15 protein-coding genes and 1 riboswitch are annotated in these 11775 nt (G+C 43.4%); of the genes, 3 read left to right on the top strand and 12 right to left on the bottom strand.

All coding sequences use genetic code 11. From position 1 onward, the window contains the following. Positions 1 to 56 precede the first annotated feature (56 nt). A riboswitch (purine riboswitch) is annotated at positions 57 to 156 on the bottom strand. A 297-nt stretch (positions 157 to 453) separates the two neighbouring features. The 3 genes from UF05_RS18300 to cspE form a co-directional block, all read right to left on the bottom strand. Next, on the bottom strand, positions 454 to 594 hold the full coding sequence (locus tag UF05_RS18300; RefSeq protein WP_005463370.1) for a PA3496 family putative envelope integrity protein: 141 nt from the start codon (positions 592 to 594) through the stop codon (positions 454 to 456). A 50-nt stretch (positions 595 to 644) separates the two neighbouring features. Further along, entirely contained in the window at positions 645 to 854 is a 210-nt protein-coding gene (locus UF05_RS26610) for a hypothetical protein (protein WP_021484467.1), read from the bottom strand. Between the two features lie 240 nt (positions 855 to 1094). Then, a complete protein-coding gene (gene cspE / locus UF05_RS18295) occupies positions 1095 to 1307 on the bottom strand; it encodes a transcription antiterminator/RNA stability regulator CspE (RefSeq protein ID WP_020841859.1) in 213 nt (70 codons plus the stop codon). Positions 1308 to 1768: 461 nt separating this feature from the next. Here cspE and UF05_RS18290 point away from each other — a divergent pair, with 461 nt between their 5' ends. Further along, a complete protein-coding gene (locus UF05_RS18290; RefSeq protein ID WP_045546236.1) occupies positions 1769 to 2617 on the top strand; it encodes a pirin family protein in 849 nt (282 codons plus the stop codon). Positions 2618 to 2783: 166 nt separating this feature from the next. Here UF05_RS18290 and UF05_RS18285 read toward each other — a convergent pair whose 3' ends face one another. Further along, positions 2784 to 3632 (bottom strand): patatin-like phospholipase family protein, encoded by an 849-nt coding sequence (locus UF05_RS18285; protein WP_045546235.1) that lies wholly within the window; start codon positions 3630 to 3632, stop codon positions 2784 to 2786. A 235-nt stretch (positions 3633 to 3867) separates the two neighbouring features. On the opposite strand from UF05_RS18285, the gene dmeF reads away from it, so the two are divergent. After that, on the top strand, positions 3868 to 4782 hold the full coding sequence (gene dmeF / locus UF05_RS18280) for a CDF family Co(II)/Ni(II) efflux transporter DmeF (protein ID WP_025500618.1): 915 nt from the start codon (positions 3868 to 3870) through the stop codon (positions 4780 to 4782). Positions 4783 to 4784: 2 nt separating this feature from the next. Beyond that, complete coding sequence (locus UF05_RS18275) at positions 4785 to 5201, top strand: MarR family winged helix-turn-helix transcriptional regulator (RefSeq protein WP_005463375.1); 417 nt, start codon at positions 4785 to 4787, stop codon at positions 5199 to 5201. A 69-nt stretch (positions 5202 to 5270) separates the two neighbouring features. Here UF05_RS18275 and UF05_RS26685 read toward each other — a convergent pair whose 3' ends face one another. The 8 genes from UF05_RS26685 to UF05_RS18240 form a co-directional block, all read right to left on the bottom strand. Continuing rightward, positions 5271 to 5399 (bottom strand): hypothetical protein, encoded by a 129-nt coding sequence (locus UF05_RS26685; RefSeq protein WP_005477316.1) that lies wholly within the window; start codon positions 5397 to 5399, stop codon positions 5271 to 5273. 36 nt (positions 5400 to 5435) lie between these two features. Continuing rightward, a complete protein-coding gene (locus UF05_RS18265) occupies positions 5436 to 5777 on the bottom strand; it encodes a hypothetical protein (protein ID WP_021451131.1) in 342 nt (113 codons plus the stop codon). Positions 5778 to 6426: 649 nt separating this feature from the next. Beyond that, positions 6427 to 6858, bottom strand: a complete 432-nt coding sequence (locus UF05_RS18260) for a YccF domain-containing protein (protein ID WP_025521706.1) — start codon at positions 6856 to 6858, stop codon at positions 6427 to 6429. A gap of 187 nt (positions 6859 to 7045) precedes the next feature. Next, a complete protein-coding gene (locus tag UF05_RS18255; protein WP_045546234.1) occupies positions 7046 to 8260 on the bottom strand; it encodes an MFS transporter in 1215 nt (404 codons plus the stop codon). 12 nt (positions 8261 to 8272) lie between these two features. Further along, positions 8273 to 8422 (bottom strand): hypothetical protein, encoded by a 150-nt coding sequence (locus tag UF05_RS25065; protein WP_005499370.1) that lies wholly within the window; start codon positions 8420 to 8422, stop codon positions 8273 to 8275. Positions 8423 to 8576: 154 nt separating this feature from the next. Next, entirely contained in the window at positions 8577 to 9512 is a 936-nt protein-coding gene (locus UF05_RS18250) for a Gfo/Idh/MocA family protein (protein WP_020838081.1), read from the bottom strand. 121 nt (positions 9513 to 9633) lie between these two features. Beyond that, a complete protein-coding gene (locus UF05_RS18245) occupies positions 9634 to 11289 on the bottom strand; it encodes a phosphoethanolamine transferase (protein ID WP_045546233.1) in 1656 nt (551 codons plus the stop codon). 21 nt (positions 11290 to 11310) lie between these two features. Next, positions 11311 to 11667, bottom strand: a complete 357-nt coding sequence (locus UF05_RS18240; protein ID WP_005463392.1) for a diacylglycerol kinase — start codon at positions 11665 to 11667, stop codon at positions 11311 to 11313. Between the last annotated feature and the right edge of the window lie 108 nt (positions 11668 to 11775).

Here is an 11775-nt window from a genome sequence, read left to right as displayed (position 1 = left end):
TCTAAGAATAGGTATAGATAGGAATAAATCGAACGCTATCACAAAGAGTAAGATCCACAGTGATCTCAACTCTTCGTAATCAGCACTTTGCGGGAACTGGTAGAGACCCCCAAACCATATCATTGGGGTTATACGAAGCAAACGCTTGCGATTATACGTAAATTTATCAATATATCTAGACCCGTCAGAAAATGAGAGTGCGATACGTTTTTAGAGCTTGATAGATATCGAGTGGATGTTCGAACTTGGATTGTTTTTCAGCGCACACTAAAATTGGCTTACAGTGATGAAGCAAAGCGTGAGGCTTAAGATGAAGAAAAATTTGGGTGTGGAGAAGGTTATTTTAAGAAGTGTATTTTTGGGCTAAGAGATAGCAAACTGATTGGAAAGCGGAGTGGAAAGGTAGGTGGCGGTTACCTTTGCACAATAAGCTTGAAGAGGTAGGAATCAGAGTTAAAGATCAAACATTTTATCAAATGCTCTTTGCTCCATAATATCTTCGATACGGCGGCGCGTTCGTTGTTTTACTGCGGCAGCATTTTCCTCAGATTCTTTCTTTTCCTTATCAATTTGCTTTTTACTTTTTCTAGCCATTGGATATCTTCCAAAATATTGATGAAAATTATTAATGCCTTAAAAAAGCACTATTTGATAATAAAACTTCCTAACTTTGAACCTGAGTCACACAGAATAGTGCCTGAGCAGGTTTTTTCACAATATTGGAAGTCAATCAGGTGACTACGATATTGAAGTTTTGGCAATATATGTCGCTTCAGTATATCGCTATTCAGTTGATATATTTTAGCTCTCCAAGTGGTTTTAGGTTGATGTAAATTAAATTCAATTTCTAACATTTATTCTCCTGTTTTTTGACGATTTTTTCTTTGTTAAGTAGTTGATACCAATGCCTTTGACGGCCTGTTCTTCTTGAGGACATGATTTTTCCTTTAAATAATAAGTTAGGCGGTACTGACCCATTTATTTTGGGTAGCACTAAGCAATGCCTGAAATTAGGCTGAGTTTATGTTGAGAGGATATTTTTGAAGGAGAGAGATTTGGTGCAGCATGGACATGCTGCACCAAGAAAAGCAGTCTTATAGAGGAGTAACTTCAGTCGCTTGAGGACCTTTTTTACCTTGCTCTACGTTGAAGCTTACTTTCTGACCTTCAGTCAGTGTTTTGAAACCGTCAGAAACGATAGCGTTGAAGTGTACGAATACATCTTGGCCGCCGTTGTCTTGAGATAGGAAACCAAAACCTTTAGTTTCGTTGAACCATTTTACTGAACCAGTTACTTTAGCAGACATAAAAACCTCTGAATTAAAAACATTAATGATAAATTATTGGTGGATCTTTTTTTAAGCTATTGAATGTCAATCAAGAGGAAGTTGTACGCAGGTGTCTGAATGGGGATTCAAGATTTTACTGAGAAGGAACTTAAACTAAATGTAGCATTAACAGCTCTCTTCGAAGAGCCAAGCACCACTATACACCTTGTTTAAGAAATAGCTACATTTATTTTCAAATAAATTCAAAAACGTTTATGTGATAAGAGAGAACTTATCATCAATCGTCGGGGATTTGGTCTGGATGAAAAATAACCAATGATGCTTGGTATTGATTTCCTATTGTTCGAAAAACTTGAATAAGTAGCTCGAATCGCTCTGCTCATGATTATTTTTCTCCAAACTAAAATAAAACCATGTCGATAGCCATGAGCTGAAACGCGATTTGCAGACAGCCACCAAGGCGAACGAGGAGAAGAAGTATGAGCACATTCAGAGAAATTCGTCAGTTGATTCCATCGCAACCTACCGCTGACGGTGATGGTGTTAAAATTCGTCGAGTTGCAGGTTTTAACAACGTGAGCTTTTCACCATTTTTAATGATGGATGAGCTGAAATCCGATCAACGTTCTGACTACATTGGTGGCTTTCCTCCTCATCCTCATCGTGGGATTGAAACGCTGACTTATATGCTGAAAGGTCATTTTCAACATCGTGATCACATGAACAATGTCGGCGAATTGCGTTCTGGTGGCGCACAATGGATGGCGGCAGGTCGCGGAGTAATACACAGTGAAATGCCAATTATGCAAGATGGTGAGCTGCATGGTTTTCAGATATGGATTAATCAACCAGCCAAAGACAAAATGAAACCCGCTCAATACCACGATTTTCAACCAGAGACGATCACGGAATTTGACACTGCAAAGACAGGGCTTGTTCGTGTCATTGCTGGTGAGTTGATGATTGCGGGAGAACGAATTGTTGGGCCGTTGTCTCAAACTGGTGTTGTGGCAACTGTTGCTGATTGGCGGCCTCATAGAGGAGCCACGCTTGAGCTAGCTTTGGACGCTGACCATAACATGATGATTTATGCGTACCAAGGCCGTGTCGAGATAAATCAACGCACAGTGAAGCAAGGTGAGATGGCGCTGTTATCAAAAGGAGAGGCCGCAAAGTTTACTGCGGCAGACAACAGTGGGGTCCTGCTCTTTATAGGTGAACCAATCAATGAGCCGGTGGTTCACTATGGCCCATTTGTCATGAACAGTATCGAAGAAATTGAACAAGCGATTCAGGACTACAACTCAGGGCTGTTCGAAACCTATTAAAGCGAACGACAGCGAACAGCCAATTTTGACCGATGTCTTAGTATTACGCTGAATGTATTTGAGCCTGCATATTGGGCTCGTAGCGAAGCAAATCGATAATCCACTGCCATCGAGTTTGCATTGGCCACCTAGATTAACTTGCTTTTAATCGAGGTGGCTTTTTTCTTTACACTGAATTCCAACGTTCTATGGCTTGTTTGCCAGCCTCAATTCCCAGTTCATATGCTTCTCGCAAAGGTTCTGGTGAGCGGCTTAAGCGTTTTAACTTAAACGTTTCTGGTGGACACACTTGGATTATCTCAACGCCTGGTGGCGGGTTGTCTATCAGTTCCAATGTTTGGTTGTAACGAACGTCACGTGTCAGCATAGGCTCAATCAGAGCTGGCGTTTCCTTCAGCATACGTTTTGTGATGGCACTGAACTTTGATCTTGGTTTCCGGTAACTGGCGATTTGGCTGCGCAGGACCATGATTTTCGTCGCTCCTCTCTTGATGGCTTCGGCAATTGGCAGGGCATCTGCAACGCCGCCATCCACATATCGAGTGCCATTAAGAAGTACGCCATTACGATAGAGTACGGGCAGGGCGCTGCTGGCCTTCATGGTCTCCGCTAACATATCGACGTCCGGAGTGAGGTATTCTGCCTGTCCAGTATCTTGACGAGTGACGACAAGGAAAAAAGGACGCGGATCAGCAGCGAGCACTTCTTTATCAATGCCTAACTCTTCAAGTGTCACTTGCCACATCCAATCCAAATCCATGACATCACCACCGCGTATGAGCTGACTGGGGGTGATGAATTCATTTCTTAGGCTGTAATCGAGATAGATTTTTAGGTTTCTGCCCGGCATTTTTGCTAAATAAGCGGCAAGATTACTTGCGCCAGCCGATACGCCCCAAAAGCTGTCGAAGGGAGAAAAGTCCGCAGCTAAAAAATGGTCGAGTATTCCGCAAGAAAATACCCCTCGCATTGCGCCGCCTTCAACAATCAGTGCACGAGAACCTACATGTTCCATCTGCTTATCCGCTTTCTATCTTTTAGTTGAGTAACGGCAGCTTAACGTATAAGCGGCTGATTCCCAAACAAGGCCGCATATGTTCATGCGGGGAGGCATCAGATTGGCCAATCTTGAGTGCAGTGATGAACGCCTTTCTTAGTTTTCCATGTTGACTTTGTTTGATGGTCAAACTAAATTTAAATCAAATATTTTGATTATCAAACAAACTAAGCAATAGGGATATGATTTATCTATGGCAATAGCACAACACACGCACGATTTTGTTTCTCATAACCATAAAGGTGAAAAGCGAACTTTTTATGTTCTCATTCTGACGCTTGTCACTATGGTGGTTGAGATTGCTGCGGGCACGCTTTTTGGCTCTATGGCCTTACTCGCCGATGGATGGCACATGGGCACTCATGCTGCGGCATTTTGCATCACCTTGTTCGCTTATCGCTATGCTAAGCAAAATGCGAACAATGAGCGTTTTTCGTTTGGTACCGGGAAGGTCAGTGTTTTAGGTGGTTTTACGAGCGCGATTGCTTTGGGCATGGTGGCGCTAATGATGATGGTGGAATCCGTTCACCGTTTGTTTAACCCTGAGAGTATTCAATTCAACGAAGCGATTATGGTCGCAGTGATTGGTTTGGTGGTTAACTTAGCAAGTATGTTGCTGCTGCATGATCACCATCATCATGATCACGGCCACCCACATGATCATAACCATTCGCATGGACACTCGCACGAGCATCACGACCACAATCTTGCCGCCGCGTATTTTCATGTCTTGGCAGATACCTTAACGTCACTGTTGGCGATCGTCGCACTTATTATCGGTAAGTTTTACGGATGGATTTGGTTAGATGCCATTATGGGGATCGTTGGTGCTTTGGTGATTGGTAAGTGGACTCTCGGTTTGATGAAGCAAACTGCACCAGTCTTATTAGATGAGAACATTAATCACGAGTACCTACAGGCAATCAGAGAGACGCTTCAGCCATACGCAGACGTGCTAGATCTGCATGTTTGGAAGGTGAGCGGACATCATTACTCGGCTGCGATTGTGTTACATAATCGCAGTGATAAAACGTTGAGTGAATTTAAGCAATTATTGAGTAAGTTTGATAAGATTCATCACCTTACTCTAGAGTTACAAAATAGCTGATGATGAGCGAACTAGAAAAGTTGAATCAAATGCTGACCGAGTTCTATGACAAGATGTCTTCTTGGGAACAGTCAGTCGTAAAAGAAACCGGCTACTCTTTGGCCCAAGTCCATACTATTGAAGTGCTGGGCGGCCATGGTGCGCTGCGCATGAAAGAACTGGCGGAAAAGTTAGGCATCACGACCGGAACGTTAACGGTACAAATCGAAAAGTTAGTGAATGCGAACTTGATAGAACGTTGCCCTCATCCGGAAGATCGCCGTGCTATCGTTGTGAGGCTCACACCAGAAGGTGAGAAAATTCATCGCCATCATAACCAGTTGCACCTTGATCTTGTGCGTGATCTTACTCGTCATATTGAGCCAGAGCAGCAATCAACCTTTCTATCGTGTTTGGAAAAAATGAACCGGGAATTCTAGGTTTAATCCGAGTTACGGCCAAATAAACAATGAAAAGCAGAACTCACATCGAGTTCTGCTTTTTTGTATTTATGGGTTTAGAAACCAGCTTTCTAACGGTAACTGAGTAAATGCGTAAGTCACACCAACACAAAATGCAGCGCCGGTAATGCCAATACCAATTGTAGTGGCCAGCAGAAGTAACGTTATCTTAGGCATGATGATTCTCATCCCTCTTGGAGTGTATTTGCGTGCTTAGTTCGAAACAGAGCACACAAACACAATCCAAGCGGTGGCAAGCATAATTAATGGCGTAAAGACTTTTTGAATGGCTGCGCCATCGGTCAAGTTATAGATCTCGATGGATTCGTTGTAGAAGGCGCGTTTGAAGGCTTTAAACGAAATGTCGTTTTTTACATTGGATTGCTCGTAACGCTGACGCGCAACATCGGCCATCTGATATTCAAGATCTTGAAGTTCAAACTCTTGGTTAAAAAACGAGTCCCAAGCGCAAAGGCGAGCTATTGCCTTAGGTGAACTGTTATCACTTTTTAGTTTTGAGAGACGCTTTGCGTATGCCGCTTGATATTTATCCACGATATATTCCTGCATGAATAGATGCTGAGTCATTGAATGACTCAGAACGTTCTGGTCGGTTGTAAAAGCAAAATTGTGGGATGAAAAGGCGTACTTTTACGTCGGTGGCAGAACTACAAATAAAAATATCAAAGAGCGTTTGTGGTGGGGATGATATGGGGTGGTAGGGGAAGAGGACAAACAAAATAAATTAGTCTACGTCACAATCAATGTTTGTTGATTTATTCAATCCTTAGTGTTCTTTGCCTTTTGATGTGCACATTTTATGGTTAAAAAAAGATACGACCATAAGTTGTTCTTGGGCCTGAAAAAGTAAGATTCCTGACCAATATTCTTCCGTTTACCGCGTAGATCTCTCCTCAAAGTCGATTACTTTTGGCTACGCTTATAGTTCGGCTTTAAAAATTTGTAAGAGGGAAGTTGAGTTGAGATGTTTGTAGTTGAAGCGTTGAATAACTCAAGTGATGGGCAATAAAGGTAATTGATTATAAAGGATAAATTGGAAGCAGTGCAGAGCTAGGTAAGATATAAACCTAAAGGTGACGGTATGAGCATACAATCAACCATTATCGAATACGCTGTAGCAATAATAGGCTTACTTTTAACAGGCGTTGCCCTCTGAGCCCGAAAGCTCAGAGGATACATAACCTTAACGATTAATGTTGTAACGAGCGACAGCCGCTTCTTCTGACGTTACAACCGTTTTACCGATAGGCGCGAGGGAAATTACGGCCAGTTTCAGGTGCTGAAGTGCAAACGGAATACCAATAATGGTAACGAAACACGCTGCGGCGGATAGGATATGACCGATTGCCAGCCACAAACCTGCAAACACAAACCAAAGTACGTTGCCGATGACGCCTAGCGGACTCGTGCCAATATCCATTTCATTGGTTAGTTCATCACGAGAAATGGCTTCTTTGCCGAATGGGAAAAACGAAAAGTTACCCATGACGAAACAAGCTCGCCCCCACGGAATCCCGATGATGCTGATGAACGCAAGAATACCGAATAGCCACCACAGCAATCCCATGAATACGCCACCGAATAAAAACCAGATGATGTTGCCAAGTGTTCTCATCTAAAACCCTTTTTGATTTATAACTTTCTACAAAGTATGTCACACAAATCTTAACAGAGGATGAATGGGTGTGCTTTATCTTAAATAAGAAATCATTGATGAGAATACTCATTTGATAAAGGAAAGCGGAGATCATTGGGCTGCTGAAAAAAAGGCTCTCAACGTTAGACGTTAAGAGCCTTTCTGGCTAGGCGGTTGCCAAATTCAAGCGCGATACTGGCTTGTCATTGATCGGTAAGTGAATCAAAGCTGCGAGGAGTGCCAGAACGACGGTTGACCACCAGATTGGATCGTATGAACCGTAGTAATCGTAGATGCGCCCACCGACCCAAGCCCCCAAGAAGCTTCCTACTTGGTGAGTAAAAAATACCAAGCCATAAAGTGTTGATAGGTAACGAGCACCAAAAATCTGGCGGACTAATCCAGATGTGAGAGGTACGGTGCCTAACCAACAGAAGCCGATTGCACCACCAAAGATGAATGCGGTGTGCTCGGTGACAGGTAGAGTCACAAAAGCACCAATCACTACCGTGCGGATTAAATACAGCGCAGACATAACATGGCGTTTATTGAAGCGGTCCGCCATAACACCCCAGAAGTACGAACCAAAAATGTTGAAGATGCCAACATACGCCAGTGCCATTGCGGCGGTTGAGGCTGGTAAATCTTTATCTGCCAGATAACTTGGTAAGTGAGTTGCAATGAACATCACGTGAAAGCCGCACACAAAGAAACCTGCGTGGATCAGCCAATAACCTCTGTGAGAGAAAGCTTCTTTTAATGCTTCTTTTAGGGTTTGTGTGTCTTCCTGAACATTTGCAGAGGTACCGGCTTGTGGCTTCGCAGTTCTCATGAACAGTGCAAACATCACCATAAAGCTACACAGTACAGCGAATGCTTGAAGTGCGCCTTGCCAGCCAAAATCACTCAAAAGCACTTGTGCTCCAGGGATCATGGCGAACATACCGAACGATCCCGCAGCGGTAGTTAAACCAAATGCTTTAGCTGCATGTTGTGCAGGGACAACCTTTGCTACTGCCCCTAACACAATGACGTAGCTGGTTGCGCTCAAACCAAAGCCGACCAAAATGCCAAGTGATAGATACATCATGGTTGGCTCAATGGCGATAGAAGTAAGGTAAAGACCTAAAGCGTAAGAAAAGGCACCTAAAATGATAATACGCTTCGCGCCCCAACGGTCTGACGCCATGCCGACAAAAGGTTGGAATACGCCAAACAACAAGTTTTGCAAGGCAATAGCAAAGCTAAAGAACTCGCGCCCGGTCTGAAAGTAGTCTGAAATTGGCATCATAAAAATACCGAAAGATTGTCTGATCCCTAGACAAATAATCAAAATCCCTATTCCAAGCCAAACAAGAACTGGAAATCGGAAAATACTCATAGTTTGCTCTTATTAATGATGGTGGTGATGAGAATGATCATGGTGTTCGTTGTCTCCCGTTGTTTGGTGACAACCGCTGTTGATGGCTTGTTCTGCTAATATTTCCAGCAACTTCGGAGAGTTATGGACGATGATTAGAGATAGCCCCAACATGATGGACATTCTCAACACCTGAGCGAAAATGGACTGAGAAAAAAGCATGCATTGTGCGCTCATGTAGAAAAATGAGCGCGAAGTTTAGTGACGATTAGTCAATGAAACAAATGACAAAAAGTGAATTAATGTATGCGTTTCATGCATAGATTGGTTCTAGGGATTAATTGCAATGTACGGCTTGTTCTATGCGTTGACAGATCTGCTCTGCAAGCTGGTGGCTCGCTATGTTGCGTTGCACTGTGCTTGTAGCCAGCTTGCCTGATTCAACAACCTTAAACCAATCGAATAGCATAGCGTGAAAACCTTTACTCGTGAGCATTGGTGTCCAATCTTTTAAGTTCAACTTACGTTCTAGATTGTCCTGCCACAATTTACCTTCCACGAACGATTCAAACTCAAATGCTTGGTTGGCATAACATGCCTGAACGCGTTCGTTTGTGATGCCAAAATGACGATTCATTGAAGCGTGTAGTAGGGTATCACCGTGTTGCCATTGCACATCCAGACGTGCGAGTTGTTGGCCGTCAAATTGGTGAGTGATGTAGACGTCTTGCAAATCGGCTTTTGCTACAACATTTACGCTGTCCAGCGGGTGAATAAAATCGTCAAAGATGAACGTTCGGAGTTCTCCCGGCAGATTGTGGCGATTTTTCTCCCAACGCAGTGACTTCAAATTAGCGACATCGCCTTTTTGTACGTTTGGCAAATAGTCGTTGTAGAGCGGAATGTGTCGGCGATTAAAGCCAACATAAAGTGGTTGATTGGCGATAGCTGCAATCTCATAGAGTTGCTCTACCTGTTGGGCACTGTCCGCCAGAGGTTTGTCGACAAAAGTAGGAATGCTTTGTTTTAGAAAATATTCAGCGATTTGAAAGTGAACATGAGTTGCGGCATGAATCATCACCGCATCTACACCAAACGCAGGAAGCTGTCGGTAGTCCTGACAGCTTTCCTTAATGCGATATTGCTGAGCTAGTGAAGAGAGGGTTTTGGCGTCTCGGGTACAAAAGACCAGCTCAACATTAGGAAGTTGAGTAATGACAGGAAGGTAAGCCTTTTGTGCAATGTCGCCTAAGCCAATAATACCGATTTTCATGTTGTTCGCTCTGTTTCGATTTCATTAGGCGTTGATTGTAACGAGCGAAAAAGAGGTTGGCAGAAACGGCTTGTCATAAAAAAGCCTGACTCACATTTTGAATCAGGCTTTCTCTAACTACTTAGGATACGGTTCGACAGGTTTTGAAGATATCTAACTGGCCGTCGTAGGCTTGGGTTTTTACATCCATAATACCAAGCAAAGAGTGGAACACATTGTCATGCGAGTACTTACCTGTATTTTGTGCTTCTTTGGACAAGCAATCCGTGTTGATGTGTTTTGCTTGCTTAAAGCTTGGCGACATCCACATGATAAGCGGTACTCGTTTTTGGAAATCCGGAGCAAGTCCGTAAGGCATACCATGCAAGAACATGCCGCTTTCACCAAGCGATTCACCGTGGTCAGAAACATAAATCAACGCAGTGTTATATTTGTCTTCTAACGTCTTAAGTTTGTTGATGGTTTGTTCCAAGACAAAGTCTGTGTAACGAATGGTATTGTCGTAGGTGTTTACGATCTCTTCGACGCTACAGTTTTCAATGTCTGCACGTGGGCAATCCGGTTGGAAAAACGCTTTCTCTTTCGGGTAACGTTGGAAGTAAGTTGGGCCATGGCTGCCAATAAGGTGCATGGCTACAACTCGGTTACCATTCATATTCGACACTTCTTGGTCAAAGTCACTCAGTAGTGCCATGTCGTAACAAGTTTGACCGTTGCACAGTGCGTTTTGTTGCTTTCTGTCTACTTCGATTTTTTTGATCTTATGCGCGACTTCTTTATCGCCACCGTCGTTTTCTTTCCACAGTAGGTCGATACCTGCACGTTGCATGATATCTAACGCGTTGTCTTGGTTATCAGCTTGTTTACGGTCAAATTGACTGCGCGTTAACTGAGAAAACATGCATGGTACAGATACCGCTGTCGCAGTGCCGCATGACGCCACATCTTTAAAAGAAATCACATCTAATTGGCTAGTGTAGGGGTTAGTTTCACGCTCGTAACCATTCAGTTGATAGTTTTGAGTACGTGCGGTTTCACCTACTACAAAAACGAGTAACGTCGGTTTGTCCTGCGCTTGCTGTAAAGCGGTCGAAGATTGCTGTGCATCAGTACCGATTTCACGATATGGCTGTGGCGTAGTTAAGTAATTTTCTTTTACGTAACTTGTCGCGCTGTAGACATATTGCGTTGGGATGATCATTTTTTTCAGGTAGCTGTTATTGCGACCCACAGATGCGTAATTTTGATAGTACAACCCCGCAATCACGGCAATAACTGCTAACGAAGCGAGCATCGCGACCAGTTTTGTAAGCACAAAGCGTAGCCATTGTCCGCGTTGTGGTTGCAGCTTTACTTTGAACACAATCAGGGCAGGAATCACACCCATTAACGTCGTCCAAACGACCGAATACGTGCTGAGATAAGAGCTTGCTTCACTCGAGTCGGTCTCGACGATGTTGGCGATCATCCCAGAGTCAAACAGCGTTCCGTAGTTATAGCCTGCGTAGCTTACTAAGCTAGAGACCACTAGCAGCAAGATAAAGAACGGCTTTCCAACCCATGGCCAGCTAAATAGGTTGAATAAGAAATTAAGCGCGGCAAAAAAGAAAATCGGAATAGTGATAATGAAACCGATTTTGACTTCGTCTAACTTAGAGAAAATCCCAATGAGTTCTTTATAGATTGGGATGTTCACCACGAGAGCGAAATACAGCGCGAGTAGAACAGTAAAGGCAACGTATGGGATACCTTTCTTTGGAGAATCAACAGTCTTCATAAGTTACTTTCTTGAATAAAACTAAAGCAAGAACGACGCCCAAACAAATAGGGCAAGAAATAGCGCAACAAATACTGCTGCAGAGCCAATGTCTTTGGCTCGACCACTGAGTTCATGCCAGTCATCGCTGACACGGTCGACAACCGCTTCTACGGCGGAATTAATAAGTTCGACGATTAAAATCAGCAATAGGCTGCTGATCATCAATACACGTTCAAGCGTGGTAACTGGCAGAAAAAATGCGCTGATAGAAAGAACCAAAGTCAGTACGAGTTCTTGTCTGAAAGCGGCTTCATGAGTCCACGCGGCTTTTAGTCCTTTAATTGAGTAACCGGTCGCATCCATGACTCGGCGAATTCCTGTTTTACCTGGCTTCAAAATTGGGCCTTAATTCTTATTATTGGTTGATTGATGTGTGTTAGTACCGAAATGCACCAAATTGCGATCTGAGACTAATCGGTTAGACGTGAAACATTTGTGAATATG

It is taken from the genome of Vibrio sp. S457-15 (genome assembly GCF_000960545.1).
GTDB lineage: Bacteria > Pseudomonadota > Gammaproteobacteria > Enterobacterales > Vibrionaceae > Vibrio > Vibrio parahaemolyticus.
Note: the sequence above shows the minus strand (reverse complement) of the source record. Positions and strands in the feature narration are given on the sequence as shown.